General features: G+C 42.7%; 16 protein-coding genes. 9 read left to right on the top strand and 7 right to left on the bottom strand.

Annotation, left to right across the window (positions count from 1 at the left end; genetic code table 11):
- Positions 1–10 precede the first annotated feature (10 nt).
- From ABIC84_RS18895 to ABIC84_RS18865, 7 genes are all read left to right on the top strand, one after another.
- Complete coding sequence (locus ABIC84_RS18895; RefSeq protein WP_429264540.1) at positions 11–613, top strand: CDP-alcohol phosphatidyltransferase family protein; 603 nt, start codon at positions 11–13, stop codon at positions 611–613.
- Positions 614–723: 110 nt separating this feature from the next.
- Positions 724–1,719 (top strand): aldo/keto reductase, encoded by a 996-nt coding sequence (locus ABIC84_RS18890; protein WP_429264539.1) that lies wholly within the window; start codon positions 724–726, stop codon positions 1,717–1,719.
- 56 nt (positions 1,720–1,775) lie between these two features.
- A complete protein-coding gene (locus ABIC84_RS18885; RefSeq protein ID WP_429264538.1) occupies positions 1,776–2,231 on the top strand; it encodes a DUF3592 domain-containing protein in 456 nt (151 codons plus the stop codon).
- Between the two features lie 61 nt (positions 2,232–2,292).
- Positions 2,293–3,468 carry a dipeptidase gene (locus ABIC84_RS18880; protein WP_429264537.1) on the top strand — a complete coding sequence of 392 codons (1,176 nt, stop codon included), beginning with the start codon at positions 2,293–2,295 and terminating at the stop codon, positions 3,466–3,468.
- 73 nt (positions 3,469–3,541) lie between these two features.
- Positions 3,542–4,498: a thioredoxin-disulfide reductase gene (gene trxB / locus ABIC84_RS18875; protein ID WP_090526227.1), complete on the top strand. Its 957-nt coding sequence runs from the start codon at positions 3,542–3,544 to the stop codon at positions 4,496–4,498.
- Between the two features lie 285 nt (positions 4,499–4,783).
- The gene (locus ABIC84_RS18870; RefSeq protein WP_429264536.1) at positions 4,784–7,087 is read left to right on the top strand and encodes a family 20 glycosylhydrolase; all 2,304 of its coding nucleotides are present in this window, start codon (positions 4,784–4,786) and stop codon (positions 7,085–7,087) included.
- Positions 7,088–7,104: 17 nt separating this feature from the next.
- Positions 7,105–7,848 (top strand): hypothetical protein, encoded by a 744-nt coding sequence (locus tag ABIC84_RS18865; RefSeq protein WP_429264535.1) that lies wholly within the window; start codon positions 7,105–7,107, stop codon positions 7,846–7,848.
- A gap of 144 nt (positions 7,849–7,992) precedes the next feature.
- Here ABIC84_RS18865 and ABIC84_RS18860 read toward each other — a convergent pair whose 3' ends face one another.
- The gene (locus tag ABIC84_RS18860; RefSeq protein ID WP_426587685.1) at positions 7,993–9,621 is read right to left on the bottom strand and encodes an acyl-CoA carboxylase subunit beta; all 1,629 of its coding nucleotides are present in this window, start codon (positions 9,619–9,621) and stop codon (positions 7,993–7,995) included.
- A gap of 187 nt (positions 9,622–9,808) precedes the next feature.
- The gene (locus ABIC84_RS18855; protein WP_426587683.1) at positions 9,809–10,393 is read right to left on the bottom strand and encodes a TIGR00730 family Rossman fold protein; all 585 of its coding nucleotides are present in this window, start codon (positions 10,391–10,393) and stop codon (positions 9,809–9,811) included.
- A gap of 96 nt (positions 10,394–10,489) precedes the next feature.
- Here ABIC84_RS18855 and ABIC84_RS18850 point away from each other — a divergent pair, with 96 nt between their 5' ends.
- The gene (locus ABIC84_RS18850) at positions 10,490–11,269 is read left to right on the top strand and encodes a hypothetical protein (RefSeq protein ID WP_090525667.1); all 780 of its coding nucleotides are present in this window, start codon (positions 10,490–10,492) and stop codon (positions 11,267–11,269) included.
- Between the two features lie 77 nt (positions 11,270–11,346).
- Here ABIC84_RS18850 and guaB read toward each other — a convergent pair whose 3' ends face one another.
- The 3 genes from guaB to ABIC84_RS18835 all read right to left on the bottom strand — a co-directional run bounded on the left by guaB (position 11,347) and on the right by ABIC84_RS18835 (position 16,011).
- The gene (guaB, locus tag ABIC84_RS18845; RefSeq protein ID WP_429264534.1) at positions 11,347–12,819 is read right to left on the bottom strand and encodes an IMP dehydrogenase; all 1,473 of its coding nucleotides are present in this window, start codon (positions 12,817–12,819) and stop codon (positions 11,347–11,349) included.
- Positions 12,820–13,392: 573 nt separating this feature from the next.
- A complete protein-coding gene (locus ABIC84_RS18840) occupies positions 13,393–14,670 on the bottom strand; it encodes a M16 family metallopeptidase (RefSeq protein ID WP_429264533.1) in 1,278 nt (425 codons plus the stop codon).
- 102 nt (positions 14,671–14,772) lie between these two features.
- The gene (locus ABIC84_RS18835; protein ID WP_429264532.1) at positions 14,773–16,011 is read right to left on the bottom strand and encodes a M16 family metallopeptidase; all 1,239 of its coding nucleotides are present in this window, start codon (positions 16,009–16,011) and stop codon (positions 14,773–14,775) included.
- Between the two features lie 125 nt (positions 16,012–16,136).
- Here ABIC84_RS18835 and ABIC84_RS18830 point away from each other — a divergent pair, with 125 nt between their 5' ends.
- Positions 16,137–16,700, top strand: a complete 564-nt coding sequence (locus tag ABIC84_RS18830; protein WP_429264531.1) for a hypothetical protein — start codon at positions 16,137–16,139, stop codon at positions 16,698–16,700.
- Between the two features lie 137 nt (positions 16,701–16,837).
- Here the strand turns inward: ABIC84_RS18830 and ABIC84_RS18825 are convergent, their stop codons facing one another.
- Together ABIC84_RS18825 and ABIC84_RS18820 are read right to left on the bottom strand one after the other, a co-directional pair.
- Positions 16,838–17,182: a phosphoribosylpyrophosphate synthetase gene (locus tag ABIC84_RS18825; RefSeq protein ID WP_090525677.1), complete on the bottom strand. Its 345-nt coding sequence runs from the start codon at positions 17,180–17,182 to the stop codon at positions 16,838–16,840.
- 181 nt (positions 17,183–17,363) lie between these two features.
- On the bottom strand, positions 17,364–18,977 hold the full coding sequence (locus ABIC84_RS18820; RefSeq protein ID WP_429264530.1) for a hypothetical protein: 1,614 nt from the start codon (positions 18,975–18,977) through the stop codon (positions 17,364–17,366).
- Between the last annotated feature and the right edge of the window lie 145 nt (positions 18,978–19,122).

The raw sequence follows: 19,122 nt of genomic DNA, 5'->3' as shown, positions 1-19,122 counted from the left end.
GTACCGGAACATGAAAAAAATCCCCCTGTTATTAATTTTATCGCGAGTTTTATTTGGTATCATAATTATTGCATTAAGCTTAATGCAATGCCTGTATTTCCAAAACATCATTATAATGTTAATGATACTCGGCTTATTATCAGATGTTTTTGATGGAATCATTGCCCGACGGCTGAACGTTTCAAGCCCCATGCTCAGGCGGCTTGATTCAGGTGTCGATCAGTTTTTTTGGTTGAGTATTGTGGCGGGATGCTATATTACCTGTCCAAATTTTTTTAAAGACAATCTGCTAAAGATAAGCTTGCTGGTTGCCATGGAAGCAGGATGTTATGCCATAAGCTATATCCGGTTTGGTAAAGAGGTGGCCACACACGCCATATCTTCAAAGTTTTGGACACTTGTACTGCTCGCAACTATGATTCAGGTTACAGCAAGTTGCTCTTCTGTAATTTTGTTTAATATTTGTTTTTATCTGGGAATAGCTACCCGTATAGAAATAATAGGCATGCTACTTATTATAAAAGAGTGGACAAACGACATCCCAACTATTTATCATGCTTTTTTGATAAGGAATGGCAAAGAGATAACGCGCCATAAACTTTTCAATGGCTAATTGCAAGGAAACAATATGCGCTTGTCTCTTTAACTATCCTAATATCGGTCTCCCCTTTCAAATCATGTATAAATAAATATATTTGGTGCATACATCAATCTACTTAAAAAATGGAATACAGAAGATTAGGCGAAAGTAAACTAAGCGTATCGGCAATAACTTTTGGAGCATGGGCAGCAGGCGGCTGGATGTGGGGCGGCAATGACGATCAGGAAGCTATTGATGCCATGCGCGCGGCTTACGATCTTGGGATAACATCAATTGATACTGCTCCGGTTTACGGCCAGGGTAAAAGCGAAGAATTGGTTGGCCGAGCCATCAAGGATCTGCCGCGTGATAAAGTGCAGATCCTGACTAAATATGGCTTGCGCTGGGACCTTGCAAAAGGTGAGTTCTTTTTCAAAAGTAAAGACAACAGCGGAAAGGATATTGATGTATATCGATATGCCGGTAAAGACAGCATTATAGCCGAGTGTGAAAATAGTCTCAAACGTCTTGGTACGGATTATATCGACTTGTACCAAATTCATTGGTCGGACAAAACTACGCCTATTGACGAAACTATGGAGGCCATTTTACGTCTGCAGGAACAGGGTAAAATTCGCGAAGCAGGTGTTTGTAATTATAATTTGAGTCAAATGCAAATCGCTGCCAAAACCATTAAGCTGGCGGCAAACCAGGTTCCGTTTAGCATGGTAAACCGCGCTATTGAAGATGAGCTAATTCCTTATTGCATCGAGAATAGGAAAGCGATATTAGCTTATAGTCCCCTTGAGCGTGGTTTATTGACCGGTAAAATGAAACCCGGCCAAAATTTCGGCGAAGGCGATCATCGTGCAGGCGTTAAATATTTTAAAGATCAAAACATTGAGCATACCAATGCTTTCCTTGCCAAAATAAAGCCGTTGGCTGATGAAAAAGGTGCAACTTTAGGGCAATTGGTTATCCGGTGGACAATCAATCATCCAGGCATAACCGTAGCGCTGGTTGGCGCCCGCAACGCTGAGCAGTCTATCCAGAATGCTAAGGCTATCAACATCCATATCAATGGAGAAGAAATGGAATACATCAATAACCAGTTGAATGATTTGGTAATTGTTGGATAAATTATTCACTTTTGTGAAGATTCAATGACTCTTCACAAAACCCAATAACCTTAATCATGATTATTGATACTTTACTATATAGTAACAATTTTACATCTAACACTGATTCTGCTACGCGCGCTTTAATATTTGGCGGCATAGGAGCCATATTTAGCCTAATAGGCGCTGTAATGCATGATCGCCGTAAAACGCTGGTCAAAGAAGGCGTACAAGTTGAGGGTACGGTTATAAGTATTGAACGCGAAAGGAGCAGTAAAAATTCGATGACCTTGAATTACCCTGTAGTTAGTTATCGGACGTTACAAAATGAGCTGATAACAAAAAAATACAACATCGGTATCAGTAGCGGCTCTTCATATAAAGAAGGTGATTCCGTAAATGTTATATATGATCCTAAGGATACTTCTTCATTTATACTCAATGACGCTTCATCAAAAATCATTCCCCGTATCTTTATTTTAATTGGCTTAGTGCTAACCATTGGAGCTGTTGTTTTCTATATAATGAAATAGAATCATTTCAAGGGAATCAAAAAACAGTTAAATCGGTGGCCCAGTTTCCTATATTCCAAGTATGAAAAAGTCGTTATTATTGTTTCTTTTATTACTCACGCTAAAACTATCTGCCCAAAACGCACAGCAAATCCATCAAAAAGCTATCTTAATTGATACGCATAATGATGTTATTTCAAACGAACTGATAACCAAAGTTGATTTGGGCAAACGTCAAAGCGAAGGGAATTTTGATTTGGTTCGAGCCAAGGAGGGCGGACTTGATGCACAGATCTTTTCTATCTGGTGCGGCGAAAGTTATGGTAAGGGAACTGCCTTCGCTTTTGCTAACCGGGAAATTGACTCTTTGTACGCGCTCATCAAGCGTAATCCTGATAAAATAGCTTTAGTGCGTAATACCAAAGAACTTAAAAAAGCTGTTGCAGGCAAAAAGCTGGCAGCTTTGATTGGTGTTGAAGGCGGGCATATGATCGAAGACAGGATGGATTACATTGACAGTTTGGCTAAACGAGGGATGTGCTATCTTACCCTCACCTGGAATAACAGCACTTCATGGGCAACTTCGGCACGTGACGAGGTTACTAAAAAGGATAGTTTGAAACATTTAGGGCTTACCGATTATGGCAAACAAATAGTAAAGCACCTGAATGAACTTGGCGTTATGATTGATGTATCGCATGTGGGCGAACGTACTTTTCATGATGTATTGGCTACTACCACAAAGCCAGTTATCGCTTCACATAGCTGTGCTTATACTATCGATCCATTTCGCCGCAATTTAAAGGATGACCAATTAAAAGCGCTTGCCAAAAATGGAGGTGTGGTATGTATTAATTTTTATAGTGGCTTTGTAGATAGCACCTATACACCTAAAGTGCTTAAGTTTTTGGCAGAGCACAAAGCAGAGCTTGATTCATTGACTAAGGTTTATCATGATGTCGATCTGGCGAATATCAGGATAAATGCCTTGTACAAAGTTGAGTCTGACAAGCTCCGGCCGCCGCTTGAATTATTGATCAGACACATCGACTATGTAGTGAAGCTTATCGGAGTGGATTATGTAGGCATAGGATCTGATTTTGACGGTGCTGAATCATATCCTCTTGGTTTGGACAGTGTAAGTGATTACCCTAAAATAACCGAGGAACTCCTGAAACTGGGATATAAGCAAAAGGATGTCAATAAAATATTAGGTGGAAATGTGATGCGGGTACTTGCAGCTAATACCGGCAAATGATGTCACTTTGTTGACGATATGCGCTTTGCCTTATGCGCTTAAAATCGTAAATTCGCAACTCATTTATAATAAAATGTCTCAAGAAACTGAACACGTAAAATGCCTGATCATAGGCTCAGGTCCTGCAGGTTATACTGCAGCTATATATGCTTCCCGCGCTGATCTTAAACCAGTTATGTATACCGGTTTACTGGCAGGCGGCCAGCTTACACAAACTACCGAAGTTGAAAATTTTCCGGGCTATCCGCAAGGCATTATGGGGCCTGAGTTGATGGAAGATTTCCGCAAACAGGCTGAGCGCCTGGGTACCGAAATCCGTTTCGGATATGTTAGTTCTGTTGATTTTTCAAGTTTACCACATAAAGTAGTTGTTGATGATGTAAAAACCATCACTGCTGATACTGTAATTATCTCAACCGGCGCTTCAGCCAAATGGCTTGGTCTGGAATCTGAACAAAAATACAGCGGCTTTGGCGTTTCTGCCTGTGCTGTTTGCGATGGCTTCTTTTTTAAAGGCCAGGATGTGGCTATTGTTGGTGCCGGTGATACCGCTGCCGAAGAAGCTACTTATTTAGCTAAATTGGCCCGCAAGGTATATATGATCGTTCGCAGGGACGAGTTCCGCGCTTCAAAAGCGATGGTTCACCGCGTATTGAATACGCCGAATATTGAAATTTTATACAATACCGAAACCAAAGAAATTTTGGGCGATGGTCAAAGCGTTACTGGTGTTAAAGTAATTAATAACCAAACAAACGCCGAAACCGATCTTGACGTTACAGGGTTTTTCGTGGCAATAGGCCACCATCCTAACACCGATATTTTTAAAGGCTGGCTACATATGGACGAAACCGGTTATATCATCACACGTCCTGGTTCAACCGAAACCAACGTAGAAGGCGTATTTTGCGCCGGTGACGCACAGGATCATATTTATCGCCAGGCTGTAACAGCAGCGGGCACCGGCTGTATGGCCGCAATCGACGCTGAGCGTTACCTGGCAGCCAAAGAGCACGTGGTGACGGCGTAATGAGTGGTTAGAGATTGGAGGTTAGTGATTAGTGTCTTAGCCTCAGAAAAGCGATAGGTTTACCTGTCGCTTTTTTTATTTCTTTAACTTTCCTTAATACACAACTCCCTCCTTTGCGTTAATAAGATCTTTTTGAGTTTGCTTAGCATTCTGTTAATTCATTTAATTCCACAAATTCGGTTCAGGTATTCTCCTACTACACTAAACATTTTACACACCAAAACTTCTTATATTTTTTTAAAAAGTTTTATCTTACGGGCTCATACTAACCTGTATAGATAAATTATGTATAAAAAGGCCTCTTTGATACTGCTTGCTGTGCTTGCAGTAACCACCACCATTGTAAACGCGCAGGATGCCGATCCAAACCTGGGTATTATCCCCGCTCCTGTTTCACTGAAAAAATCTCCCGGGCAATTTGTTTTGAGCCAGGAAACCATTATCCAGGCGGATACGCCTTCAAACAAAGCGGTAGTATTTTTTAAAGATTACCTTGCCAACAACCAGGCTTATCATAAACCTCTGATTGTTAAAAGCGGTGCAAGCACAAATGTTATAACCCTTACTACCGCCGGCACCGATGGTTTACCTGCCGAAGGCTATCGTTTAACTATAACGCCGCAACAGGTTATTGTTGCAGGTAAAGGTGCCGGATTGTTCTACGGAGTACAAACACTGCTTCAACTAATGCCTTCCGAACATGCCGCCACCATTAAGCTGCCGTGCGTACAGGTGGAAGATTATCCGCGTTTTGGTTACAGGGGGGCAATGCTTGATGTTGGCCGCCATTTTTTTGGAGTAGAGCTGGTGAAAAAATACATTGACCTGTTAGCTGCCTATAAGCTGAATACTTTTCACTGGCACCTTACCGAAGACCAGGGATGGCGTATAGAAATAAAGAAATATCCGAAACTAACCCAAATCAGCAGTATGCGCGCGCAAACCCTGATTGGTGGTTACCGCGACCGTACCCCGCAGCAGTTTGATGGCACACCGTATGGCGGGTTTTATACACAAGATCAGATTCGCGAGGTGGTAAAATACGCGTCTGACAGGTTTATTAATATAATACCCGAAATCGAGATGCCCGGACACTCTCAGGCTGCACTTGCTGCTTATCCGGAATTAAGCTGCGATCCCGGCAAAACGTATAAACCTGCCGAAACCTGGGGCGTATTTAAAGATATTTACTGCCCTAATGAAAAAACTTTTGCCTTTTTACAGGATGTATTGACCGAGGTGATGGCACTTTTCCCGAGCAAATACATTCACATTGGCGGTGACGAAGCACCGAAGGATGCCTGGAAAAACTCGGCTTTTTGCCAGCAACTGATTAAAAAGTTAAAGCTGAAAGATGAGCACGCGCTGCAAAGCTACTTTATACAACGCATTGAAAAATTTGTAAATTCCAAAGGCCGCAGTATTATTGGCTGGGACGAGATTTTAGAAGGCGGCCTTGCACCTAACGCCACTGTAATGAGCTGGCGTGGTGAAGATGGCGGGATTGCCGCGGCACAACAAAAACATGATGTGATCATGACGCCGGGAAGCAATGGTTTATACATTGATCATGGCCAGGGCAAACCAAGTCAGGAACCCTTGAGCATAGGCGGCAACGAACCACTTTCAAAAATTTACAGCTATAACCCTACTCCTGCTGTGTTAACAGCCGATGAGCAAAAATACATTAAAGGCGTACAAGCCAATTTGTGGACAGAATATGTAGCAACAGATGCCAAGGTGGAGTTTATGCTGCTGCCGAGGCTCTTAGCTTTATCGGAAGTAGCCTGGTCACCGTTGGCCAACAAAAACTACACTGATTTTGCTGATACACGTTTACCGGGCCATTTGGCATGGTTGGATAAAAATGGGTTTGATTATCACGTGCCCACAGCTATAGGTGCAAAAGATACAGTAATGATTGGCAGTAAGTTAACTGCCGTATTGAAACCCTCAGTTGAAGGTGCAAAAGTTTATTATACTATTGACGGTTATACCCCACGCGAGACAGATTTAATTTATACTATCCCTTTGAATTTGGATATACCCATTGATCAGTACCGCGAACTACAAACCATAGTGATCACTCCTTCGGGCAAACGGAGCAATGTTACCCGTACATTGGTTTATAATAAAGCGCCAATGGCGGCCGTTACTTATACAGGTACAGCAACAGGCCTTAAGTACCAGGTTTTTCCTGGTCTTTATACCAGTACAAATCAGCTCGGCGTTATGCCTGCCGACAGCGGCGTGACAAAAACCTTTAATACTGCCGATCTGCGAAAAAATAAAGGCAAATATGGTGTGATTTATACAGGATTTGTTAATATTGAAAACGATGGCGTTTACGGCTTTACAACGTCATCTGCAGGGGGCTCGGTGTTATTAATTGATGATCAGCAGGTAGTTGATAACGACGGAAAACATACCATGGATGAACAAATGGGAGCTGTACCGTTATTAAAAGGCTATCATAAGATAACAATAAAATATTTTGATCAGGGCACTGGTCCTGTAGCGTTAAAAGTATTTATTACTGCCCCCGGCAAAGCAAAAGCCGAGCTAACACCAGATACGTTATATAACTAAGTTGAACCATAAAAAATATGACTAACAGGGTTTACCTTTTTGCGCTTGCGATGAGCGCGTTAATGGCTGGATGCGGCGGGCAGGAAACAAAGAAGCCTGCCGCTCCTGCGGCACCTAAAAAGCCGGTTTTGATGGCGCCTTTCAGGTTTCACAAACTGATAGAGGTATCGCCGGGGCAAAGCTATGATGTTTTGAGCTGGGGCCGCGGTGCTGAAGAAGCGGGTTCGTTTATGATATTGCATTCAGACTCATCGGCGATAAAATACACTACAACAACCGGTGATTTAGATGGAGCTATCATTGACGTTTATAATTCAGATATGGATGTAGATGGCAACCCGGAAATCCTGATCCAGGCTAAATCAAAAGATACAACCAGCTACACCTCCATCTACGCTTTTGAGTTTAACGACAATAACAGCAAGGCAAATAAGCTTGATTTTCCGAAGCTGACCAGTTCGCAACGCAAAGGGTATCGCGGTAATGATAATTTCTATATTAAAGAAGGTAAGCTAATGCGGGAGTTCCCGATCTTCAATGGCACAGGCAAAGATGCTAAACCTTCAGGCGCAAAACGCCAGTTGGAATATGGTTTACGTGGCAATGAATTTACGGTTAAACAGTTGAGTAAAGATTCAACAGACGTAAAGCAACCGGACAATCAACCCTCCAAAACTGAAGAAAGAAAATCATCGGATAAACGAAGTTCATCTTCGTCGTCAAAATCATCTAAGAAAAAGCATAAAAGGCACCGAGGATAATTTAGTTTGCGTTACAAACGCAAACCCTGGTCAAGCACTCGTTGGAAACGAGCGCAAGGCGAAACAAGTCAAACATTAAAAGTGCCATGATGAGCAGTTCATCATGGCACTTTTTTACTAATCTCCAGCCTCTAATCACTAAAATCACGTCTGTATCACCCCCACATTAAACGCCTTTTCAATAGGCGCGTGATTAGCGGCCTCAATACCCATAGATATTACTTTACGGGTTTCAAGCGGATCGATGATCCCATCAACCCAAAGCCGGGCAGCGGCATAATACGGGGTTGTTTGGGCGTTATACCTGTCGGTTATCTGTTTCAGCAATTCAGCTTCTTTTACAGCATCCACCTCTTCTCCTTTGGCTTTGAGGCCCGCTGCCTGGATCTGTAGCAGGGTTTTGGCAGCTTGTCCGCCTCCCATTACAGCAATCTTGGCCGATGGCCACGCGTAGATCAACCGGGGATCATACGCCTTGCCGCACATGGCATAATTACCGGCACCATAGCTATTACCTATAACAATGGTAAACTTAGGCACAACAGAATTTGCCACCGCGTTAACCATTTTTGCACCGTCTTTGATGATGCCGCCCTGCTCCGACCGGCTGCCGACCATAAAACCGGTAACATCCTGCAAAAATACCAATGGGATCTTTTTCTGATTACAGTTCATGATAAAACGGGTAGCCTTATCTGCCGAATCCGAATAGATCACCCCGCCAAACTGCATTTCCCCTTTTTTTGACTTAATCACCTTGCGCTGGTTGGCAACAATTCCCACAGCCCAACCATCAATACGGCCCAGTCCACAAATAATAGATTGTCCATAACCGTCTTTATAAGGTTCAAAGGCCGAATTATCCAACAGGCGATGGATAATTTCCATCATGTCGTAAGCTTTCTCCCGGTTATCGGGCAATATGCCATAGATCTCCTTTTCATTGAGCTTTGGAACTGATGACTGAATCCTGTCAAAACCGGCTTTGGTATAATCGCCAGTCATGTTCATGATATTGCGGATGGAGTCAAGTGCGGCCTGATCGTTAGGTTGCTTATAATCGGTAACGCCAGAGATTTCGCAATGGGTTGTTGCGCCTCCGAGCGTTTCATTATCAACATCTTCACCTATTGCAGATTTTACAAGATATGATCCGGCCAGGAAAACAGAACCGGTACCTTCTACTATCATAGCTTCATCGCTCATGATAGGCAAGTAAGCGCCCCCAGCCACACATGAACCCATAATAGCGGCAATCTGGATAATGCCCAAACTACTCATCACCGCATTGTTGCGAAAAATTCGTCCGAAATGCTCTTTGTCAGGAAAGATCTCGTCCTGTAAGGGTAGATAAACCCCTGCCGAATCGACGAGGTAAATGATAGGCAATTTGTTTTCGATAGCTATTTCCTGTGCACGAAGGTTCTTTTTAGCTGTTATCGGAAACCATGCGCCAGCCTTTACAGTGGCATCATTGGCAACAACAACACACTGCCTGCCTGAAATATACCCAATACCACATATGACACCACCAGATGGGCAACCACCATGTTCGGCATACATACCATCGGCTACAAAAGCGCCGATCTCCAGCCATGGTTTATCTTTATCAATGAGGTAAGCCACCCGCTCGCGGGCCAGCATTTTTCCTTTCTCTTTTTGTTTGGCTGCAGCTTTTTCACCGCCGCCCTGGTATACTTTGTTAAGCCGGGTGTTTAGTTCATAAACAAGCTGCTTATTAATATCTTCATTTTTATTGAATTCGATATTCATAATTGGTTTTAGATAGGACAGGTAATTTAGAAAATTTCCTATCTAAAAAGGGAATTGCAAACGGTTTTGTTTTAAAGAGATAAAACCGGTATCAGTTTGCAGTATAAAGCTGGCAGCAGACAGTTTAATCAGCTAATAAGACTATGCTACAAACTAACACTTTTGACTTAAGTCTGCGAACTTAAGACTAAGTAAGGTTTCTGTCTTTAAACCATACCTCGTCGGGTTTGGCGTTGAAGTTATCCATAAGGTTCACCAATTCTATCGGATCGCCGGAAGTAAGGATCAATTCTCGGTTAGTAGGTTTCAGGAAACGTTGTTCAACCATTACATCCATTTGTTTAAGTAACAGATCGTAAAAACCATTTACATTTAACAATCCGATTGGATGGTTATGCAAACCCAATTGCAGCCAGGTTAGCACCTCAAAAAACTCCTCAAGAGTGCCCCATCCGCCCGGAAGCGTAATGATGCCTTCACTAAGATCGTTCATCATTTGTTTACGCTGATGCATATTTTCTACAATGTGCAACTCGGTTAAACCTGTATGCCCTACTTCTTTATCCATCAAAAACTGCGGGATTATACCGATAGCATTACCTCCCCTGTTTAACACAGCATCGGCCATTAAACCCATAACGCCAACTTTACCGCCGCCAAACACAAGCGTAATGTTACGGCTTACCATAACCTCTGCTAATTGTTCGATGGCTTGTTTCAATACGGGATCGCCATTGAAATTAGCTCCGCAAAATACACAGATAGATTTCATGCCCAATGATAATAAAATTTGTTCAATGGCCTATTAAGGTTTTATTACCTGTTGATTGTATTGCTTTAATATTGATATATTTAGAAAAATTATCACATGAAAAAACCTATTTTAACCATTATTACGTTTTTTATTGTTGCAGTGCAGGCATTCGCACAAAACATCACAACTCCTAATGTTGAGCAAAAAGACGATCAATCAACAATCATCAAAAAGATAGAAACCAATAGTCAGTATACTATTGTGACCTTTGAAAACTATGCTTACCAGGATAATGCGTGGCTACAGCTCAATAAAGAGATCTTTATTCAAACTGATTTAAGCAACGCACATTATGAGTATGTTAAGTCGGAAAACATAGCCATGGTACCCAATAAAAATGTATTAAAAAAGGCTGGTGATAAGCTTGAGTTTAAGGTATATTTTAAAAAAATACCTTCTGCTGCAAAATCCATTGACATCATAGAGCATGCCGGGTTAAGCAGGTCGGGAATTAACTATTTTAATTTTTATAATGTTAGTTTAACTGAGCAAGCTGCCGCAACCAAGCATGTCAAGGTAACCGATGTTGTATTGCTTCCGCCACCACCTGTAGCCACGGATACAGCCTCAACAGGACTATTTAATGGAAGCCCCTCTAATGACATGCAAAACGCGATGAATTCTATGGGACCGATGTACGCATCGATGGCAAAATCAGTGCTTGACGCTCAACTCGCTTACTTTAAGCAGCCCGGCAAAATAGCCGAAATAGCTAAATTAAATAAAGATTATTTTGATGCACTTGTTAAAGTGGGATTCAATTACGAACAGGCGTTAAAGATCATCACCGCGAACGGTTTAATTTCAAAATCATCATCAGTGACCGGCCAATAGGTTATTATCAAAAACAAAAGCGGCTGAAAGATAGAGGATCTTTCAGCCGCCTTATTTTATGCAGTTTATATTAAGAATTACCTGCTTGTATAGTTAGGGGCTTCTTTAGTGATAGTAATATCATGCGGATGACTTTCGCGCATACCAGCAGCGGTGATCCTCACAAATTTGGCACGTTGGAGGTCTTCGATATTGGCAGCACCGCAATAGTGCATGCCGGCACGTAAACCACCGATGTACTGGAAAATCACTTCGGCCATGCTGCCTTTAAATGGTACACGCCCAACAATACCTTCAGGAACCAATTTAGTTACCACATCGGTTTCGTCCTGGAAGTAGCGGTCTTTTGAGCCTTTTGCCATGGCCTCAACAGAACCCATACCACGGTATGATTTAAATTTACGGCCTTCGTATATAATGGTTTCGCCCGGCGACTCTTCAACACCGGCAAATAATGAACCTGCCATGATTGAGCTTGCACCTGCCGCGATTGCTTTAACGATATCACCGGTTTGTTTGATACCACCATCGGCAATTACCGGAACGCCCCGGCCTTCGAGTGCCTTGGCACACTCATATACCGCATATAACTGTGGTACACCCACACCGGCAATGATACGGGTTGTACAAATCGAGCCCGGGCCAATACCTACTTTAACCGCATCAGCGCCGGCATCGGCAAGTGCAATGGCAGCATCGCCCGTTGCAATGTTGCCGGCAATTACCTGCAGGTTAGGATAGAGTTTCTTAACTGCCTTAACCATATCAATAACTCCTTTTGAATGCCCATGGGCCGTATCAACCGTAATCACATCTACACCGGCATTAACCAGGGCAGTTACACGATCTATGTTGTCGGCGGCTACACCAACGGCTGCACCAACACGTAAACGGCCGAATTCGTCTTTACAGGCATTAGGGAAGTTTTTAACCTTTTGAATGTCTTTATAAGTGATGAGGCCTACCAGTTTTCCATCATTATTTACAACCGGTAGCTTCTCAATTTTATTGCTTTGCAGAATGTTGGCAGCATCGGTCAAGGTAGTTCCTGCCGGTGCGGTGATCAGATTAGTTTTGGTCATTACCTCAGTAACCGGAATGCTCATGTCCTTTTGGAAACGAAGGTCGCGGTTGGTGATGATACCTTTCAGGTTGTGATCTGCATCGATAACAGGAATGCCGCCAATGCTGAATTCTTTCATCAGTTGAAAAGCATCTGCCAGTAAAGCATCTTCACGCAAGGTAACAGGATCCTGGATCATGCCGCTTTCTGAGCGTTTTACTTTACGTACTTCATCGGCCTGTGCCTGTATGGTCATGTTTTTATGCAACATGCCTATTCCACCGGCCTGCGCAATGGCAATAGCCAGCTCGGCCTCGGTAACGGTATCCATAGCGGCCGAGATAATAGGAATGTTTAACCGGATGCTTTTAGTTAAGTAAGTGCCGGTATTCACTTCGCGCGGTAAAACTTCTGAATAAGCCGGGAGTAGTAAAACGTCGTCGTAAGTTAATCCTTCGGCAACAAATTTTGATGGGTCTAACTGCATAGCAAATAATTATTTTGGAGTTATTATTTGCCGGGCAAAGGTAATAAAATATTTCGGACTTTGGAATTTCGCTTTCCTATTTATTTAAAATTGCCTTAGGATGATAATTCGGGATTTGAGATTTCGAATGTTCGATTTCGGATTTATTTTATTCTTACTAAGAAGCTGTTTAAAAACGGTAATTTAAAAATGTTATTGGGCGTTTTGCAGACATTCAGGCTTAATATTCTGCGAATTTTCTCAATCAAAGCCGCTATAAGCCGCTTAATTATTCGCCAAAATCCGCTATAACATTTTTACTCCGTTGGTTTTAACCAACGGAATAATGAGTAATAACAAGGGGCTTCAGCCAAAATCCTTTTGCACAATTGAGCTAAAGCCAAGCCACTTTTCAACTTTTTTACCGTTGGTTAAAACCAACGGCAATGAATATTTCTCATTTTTTAAACAGCCTCTAAGAATTTGGGATGTTCGCTTTCTGATTCGCCATTAGACAAATCCTAAGTCGAAATTCCGAAATTCGAAATCAAAGTAATCCGAAATCGAACATCCCAATTCCGAAATGAAATCAAATTAATATTTCCCTACAATCACTTTATAAAACTGATCGAAGTTGAAATAAGTGTTGGCCAGCTGGATCAGCTTATCTGAAGTTATGTTTTTTACAGTTACCGTGTACCTGTCATAATAATCGTAATCCAAACCCGCAAAATAGATGGTTTTGAACTTATCAGCATGCGAAAATACATTTTCCAAACTGCCTAATAATGAGCCTAACATGTAGTTGCGCACCAGGGAAAGCTCCTCTTCTGGTACCAGTTCGGTTTTCAACAGGTTCATTTCCTTTTCAATTTCGGCAACCGCCGGCTTGCAAACATCTGCACCGACCTCGGTCGCTATAAAAAACGATCCGCCCTGCTTAAATGACGCCAGCCCCGAGCCTATACCATACGTATATCCTTTATCCTCGCGGATGTTAGCCATTAGCCGTGATCCAAAATAACCACCGAATACTGTATTTAAAACCTGTAACGCCTGAAAGTCCACATGCGAACGGTTGATGATAGACGTACCTATCCGGATGGCCGATTGCAAAGCTTCAGGTTTCTCGGTAAAATAAAACAGGTCGGCAGCCGCTTTAATATCAGGCTGTATTGTAATAGCCGGTGTTGGGCTGTTTTCCCAGTTTTTATCAAATGTATCGGTAAGCAGTGTTAGCGTTTCCGGCTCAATTTTACCCGCTATGACGATAGTGCAATTGGAAGGCTGGTACATTTTTTTGTAATGTGCCAGCATATCATCATGCTGCAGAGTTTGATAGTCGGTCATCTCGGCAGCATATCCAAAAATGGTAGCTCCATAAACTGCCCTGTTAAATGCCCTGCGGGCCACCACATCATTTTTTTGCAGGCTCACCTGCAATTTTTGTTGTTGGTTGCGCTTAAAAGTTTCCAGCTCCTTTTCAGGAAAAATGGAATTATTCAGGATATCGGCAATAACCGGCAAAGTATGGTGCAGGTGTTTATTTAAGCTATACAGCGTTACCTGCGAGTTTTCGTATCCATAGTCAACCTGCAAAAAGGCACCGTAAAAGTCAATTTTGTCGGCAATTTGCGCAGCTGTTAAAGTTGCAGTGCCATCGGTAAGCATGGAGTTTACGGCCATGTTAAGCAACGGTTTCGCCGGATCAAAGCTCAGGTTACCGAAGATCCACTCAATACGCACCAACTCCTGGTCGCCGGAGTTAAAGCAAAAAATATTGCAGCCATTATTGAGTTTCTTGTGCTCTGGCCTAATCAGATTAATATTATCGATAGCCCTGAATTCGGGGGCTAATTTTCTGTTGATCATATGTATATTGTTTGCCCTTGGTTGGCGTGATTTAAAGATTTCCTGATCCGAATAACTCTATGCATCAGGGCAATTCTAAAATCCTTTCAATCAGGGTTTCTTTTATTTCTCCGCCAGATAAATAAGCGTTGATGAATTATCTTTTATGAATAGTTTATTGGCTTTTGCTTTTACCTGGGCAGCGCTTACAGCAAGATATTTTGCTGTTTCATGGTTGATCAGGTCAGCATCGCCCAGCAATTCAAATGAGGCCAGGTTCATGGCCTTATCCAATAGCGACATTTCGGAAAAAATCATGGTTGACTCGGTTTTATTCTGAACTTTAGTAAGTTCATCCGCCGGGATCTCCTCAGCTTTTATTTTCTCCAGTTCATCCCATAGTGCAGCTTCCGCCTGTTCAATGCTGATGCCATCGAGCGGTTTGCCTTCTAACACAAACATGCCTTTATCCAAACTGCCGGTGATATAGGCATGCACCTCGCTAAAAATCTGCTTTTCCTTAATCAGCGATTTATATAATCGTGATGAGTTACCACGGGAAAGAATATCCGAGAGCAGTTCTACCACATAATAATCCTGATCGGTACGGCTACCCATCTGAAAAGCTATGTACACATCATTGAGTGGTACTTTGGCGGTCACCGTTTCACGGCGGGCCTCCTGTTGTTCCGGTTCCTGTGGCAGGTTGCGCTGATATTTTTCGCCGGCAGGTATCGGGCCAAACCATTTTTCAGAAAGCTCTTTTACTTGCTGGGTTGTTACGTTGCCCCCTACTACCATAATAGCGTTTTGAGGGTTGTAGTGCTTTTTGAAGAAAGCTTTTACGTCTTCGATTTGTGCATCCTCGATATGTTTGATGGTTTTGCCGATGGTTGCCCAACGATAAGGGTGTTTTTTGTAAACCAGCGGACGAAGCTTTAACCAAACATCGCCGTAAGGCTGATTTAAGTAACGCTGTTTAAACTCCTCTATAACTACGTTACGCTGCACCTCAAGGCTTTTTTCGCTAAAAGCAAGGCTCAGCATCCGGTCACTCTCCAGCCAAAATGCGGTCTCCAGGTTAGCAGATGGCAAGGTGATATAATAGTTGGTGATATCGTTGCTGGTAAAGGCATTATTTTCACCTCCTACCCTTTGCAGTGGTTCATCATAAACAGGAATATTGACTGATCCGCCAAACATGAGGTGCTCAAACAAATGGGCAAACCCGGTCTGTTCGGGATCTTCATCGCGTGCGCCAACATCATATAAAATGTTAAGCACCGCCATTGGCGTTGTATTATCTTCATGCACAATAACCCTAAGGCCATTGTCAAGTGTAAATCGGTTGAATTTAACCATGTATCTATTAAATTTTTAATACGGATAGCAAATGTATAACTTTTGGTGACATAGAAAGTGAATGCCAGAAATGAACAGGTGTTTTAGGTTAAGTATCAGCATTTATTTACTTTTAAGCTACTATAATGACCCGCGACGAACTCACCCAAAAAATAGAGAACACCATTGGCAAGCTCAAGGTACTTGAATTGAGCCGTATTTTAACCGAGCAGCAATTTAATTTGCACGATCTGATTGACATTACCTTTCACCCCGATAAGCCTCTCGCCTTCCGTGCGGCCTGGCTGCTTGAAAATATGTTTTTGAAGGATGCTGATGTCTTTACCGGTAACCTGCAATATTTTATTGAACGGTTGCCACAGGTTACGAACCCCGGCTGCCAACGACATTATGCTAAAATACTGATGCACGCTACCGAAGCCAAGGAACACTCTCCGGTAAAGCAAAAACTCAACCGCCTTGATCTTGAACCCGTTGTTGAGCGCCTTTTTGACTGGATGATAGATCCAAAAGTTAAAATAGCGGTGAAAGTATTTGCTGGTTGGGCATTGTTTAATTTACGGCACCGTTACGCCTGGGTGGCCGATGAGCTACCGGCCCAGCTTGAATTTTTAATGCGCAATGGTACCGCAGCTATACAATCTGCCGGGAGAAAAATGATGAAAGAATTGAGACCTCTACCTCTCTAATCCCCAAAAGGGCAGACTTTTAAAGTTGGCTATTGTATTAAAAGCCAAAAGCCGCCAACAAATATTCCGCTGTCCCTACAGAAATATTTGTCACCGACTTTTAACTTAAGATTTTTGACTTAAGACTTTCGACTTATTTACGCCGTTGGCCTGTCGTCGCCGTGCAGGTTATGGCTTACCTGCCCGTGATGTAATTTGGCAGCTAACGCTGATGAGCTATCATCGGCATAAGTACCATAAGCATTTACCAGCACTCCTTTTAAGTTATATTTTGATGATGATACAGCGTATACTATCGACATATCCGATGGGTTACTTGGACCTTCAAAGCGATAAAACTCATCGATCTCAAAGTCATCGGCTGTCATCCTGATATCTTTTTCTTTATCATCAATAGTATCGCCATCAAGGCTAAGGTTGGCCGTATATCCTCTCTTCATGAGGTCATTAGTGGCATCCACTAAGGTTTCATAATTTTTCATGGTGATGTTTTTGTATAGGTAAAACTGAAGATGAGTTCATTAATCACCTTCGTATAATATATAACTGTAAAAGCAACTAACTTGTTTGAAGCAGGATAATAAAAAAGTCCGGTTGCTACGGGCAACCGGACTTAAACTAACAAATAAAAATTCTCCCTTTCGGAGAAAGGTTATTATACACTTACTGGGCTTTGGCCAGCCAGAATGAAGCATTTAAATGAAATGACGAATGCGAGGTATATCCTGATGGAGCATCACCCGACCAGCCGTTAAACAGGTTATCGCCTGTATCACCTGTACCGTCATCAGCATCCGAGCTGTCACCGATCCAAACTACACGACCGCTTCCATAGGTTGCCAATAATGCCATAGCATTGGCATTGCCGCCATTGGTAGCGCTGTTACGCCAGAATAGCCCCTGTACACTTGAGTTGTTGGATGGGAACAGGGTTGCTGTTGAACCATCGTAGAAAGCCATTTTTGAAGCAGTGCCAGCCGCACCGTTCAGCACTTCTTGCGCATCGGCATTGGAGCCGGTATAAACATTAGTTGACGGGCTTTCGCTGATATCAACATAATTTACGCTAAAGCCGAATGGATTGTTGTTATTGATGCCATTATTGGTCATCAAGTCATTCCAAACCCTTGGCGAATCATAGCCATCACCATCACGGTCTGAAGGATTGTAGCCATTAGCATCGGTACCGGCAGTTGTTGCCGCCGTATGATCAGCTATCATGAATAAACCACCACCGTTAGCCACGAAGTTCATCAAAGCAGTTTTCTCGGCAGCCGTAAACAAGCGGTTAGGTTCGCAAACCACAAATACATCGTAGTTGCTCAAATCCTGTGCACCGCCGCCGCCGTAGGTAATAGCTGTGCCTACAGGCAGTGATTCAACAAGTTCTCCGCGTTTTACCAGTTCTACAGCCCATGCTGAAAGAGCGCCTTTCCAATAAGTTTCCGTAGTAGTAGATGAAGTAATACCTGTGTATGAAGGAGTAGGAATACGTTGAGCTTTAGTTTCGGTAGTTGTACCGCCGGTATAAATTGCAACCTGCTCAGTGCCGTCTGCATCTATTTGCCAGTCGGCACTCCCCGCGTTTTCAAGGTGACTTGCATCAAAAAGGAATTTTTTGCCTGTAAGTACAGTGCCGCCGCCTGTACCGCCGCCGCTGTTATCATTAATGATGATATCGTCAATATTGATACGGTTGGTACCGCCGCTAAGTTTACGGATCTCTAAACGTACAGTGCCGGTTTGTGTAAGTGTAAATGTAGATACTGTTAATGTTGATGTAGTGGTAATTGCCGAACCGGATTGCGTCCATGACGAACCGCCGTTAACAGAATAAAATAGTCCCCAGGTGCTTGGGCTGTCGCCGCCGTAGGTAGCACTTTTGATGGTAACCGTGCTGATGCCGGTAGTAACATCAAACAGCATAGTAATTTTACCGGTGTTACGGATACGGGCACTCCATGAGCCCGCTTTTTGGTCGGCAGAGAGATTGCCGATCAAGGCATCGTACATATTCCATGAATTGCCGGATAGGGAAACATTGTCGCCGCTTGATGAACCGGTTGGCGATACATCATAAGCAGTTTTTGGACTGGTTGCGCCAACTTCAAAACCCTGTGTTAAGGACACAGCTAAGGTTTTAATTGTTTTTGTACCGGTTGCAGTTTGATCAGCATCTTTCAATGCAGGCATCTGGCCATTTTTCTGACAGCTTGCCAGCACGCCTGTTGTGGCAGCGACCAATACCCACATACGTAGATTAGTAAGTTTTAGCATAATGATTTTTCAGGTTTTAATGTATAAGTTAACAATGTTAAATTATACGGTAAAACTGCACAAAGGTTAATTCGTAATCATTGCTATTTCATTAACTTATTGTTAAGTAAACCTATTGAAGCTTCTTACATTTATATAAGTGTTC

The organism is Mucilaginibacter sp. 3215 (assembly GCF_050433785.1).
Classification (GTDB): Bacteria; Bacteroidota; Bacteroidia; order Sphingobacteriales; family Sphingobacteriaceae; genus Mucilaginibacter.
Note: the sequence above shows the minus strand (reverse complement) of the source record. Positions and strands in the feature narration are given on the sequence as shown.

Excerpts from the sequence above, each read along its gene's own strand:
- ABIC84_RS18820 (WP_429264530.1), bottom strand. The coding sequence starts at position 18,977 with ATGCTAAAACTTACTAATCTACGTATGTGGGTATTGGTCGCTGCCACA.
- ABIC84_RS18865 (WP_429264535.1), top strand. The coding sequence starts at position 7,105 with ATGACTAACAGGGTTTACCTTTTTGCGCTTGCGATGAGCGCGTTAATG.
- ABIC84_RS18855 (WP_426587683.1), bottom strand. The coding sequence starts at position 10,393 with ATGAAATCTATCTGTGTATTTTGCGGAGCTAATTTCAATGGCGATCCC.
- ABIC84_RS18895 (WP_429264540.1), top strand. The coding sequence starts at position 11 with ATGAAAAAAATCCCCCTGTTATTAATTTTATCGCGAGTTTTATTTGGT.
- guaB (WP_429264534.1), bottom strand. The coding sequence starts at position 12,819 with ATGCAGTTAGACCCATCAAAATTTGTTGCCGAAGGATTAACTTACGAC.
- ABIC84_RS18860 (WP_426587685.1), bottom strand. The coding sequence starts at position 9,621 with ATGAATATCGAATTCAATAAAAATGAAGATATTAATAAGCAGCTTGTT.
- ABIC84_RS18850 (WP_090525667.1), top strand. The coding sequence starts at position 10,490 with ATGAAAAAACCTATTTTAACCATTATTACGTTTTTTATTGTTGCAGTG.
- ABIC84_RS18830 (WP_429264531.1), top strand. The coding sequence starts at position 16,137 with ATGACCCGCGACGAACTCACCCAAAAAATAGAGAACACCATTGGCAAG.
- ABIC84_RS18840 (WP_429264533.1), bottom strand. The coding sequence starts at position 14,670 with ATGATCAACAGAAAATTAGCCCCCGAATTCAGGGCTATCGATAATATT.
- ABIC84_RS18835 (WP_429264532.1), bottom strand. The coding sequence starts at position 16,011 with ATGGTTAAATTCAACCGATTTACACTTGACAATGGCCTTAGGGTTATT.
- ABIC84_RS18870 (WP_429264536.1), top strand. The coding sequence starts at position 4,784 with ATGTATAAAAAGGCCTCTTTGATACTGCTTGCTGTGCTTGCAGTAACC.
- ABIC84_RS18885 (WP_429264538.1), top strand. The coding sequence starts at position 1,776 with ATGATTATTGATACTTTACTATATAGTAACAATTTTACATCTAACACT.
- trxB (WP_090526227.1), top strand. The coding sequence starts at position 3,542 with ATGTCTCAAGAAACTGAACACGTAAAATGCCTGATCATAGGCTCAGGT.
- ABIC84_RS18825 (WP_090525677.1), bottom strand. The coding sequence starts at position 17,182 with ATGAAAAATTATGAAACCTTAGTGGATGCCACTAATGACCTCATGAAG.
- ABIC84_RS18890 (WP_429264539.1), top strand. The coding sequence starts at position 724 with ATGGAATACAGAAGATTAGGCGAAAGTAAACTAAGCGTATCGGCAATA.
- ABIC84_RS18880 (WP_429264537.1), top strand. The coding sequence starts at position 2,293 with ATGAAAAAGTCGTTATTATTGTTTCTTTTATTACTCACGCTAAAACTA.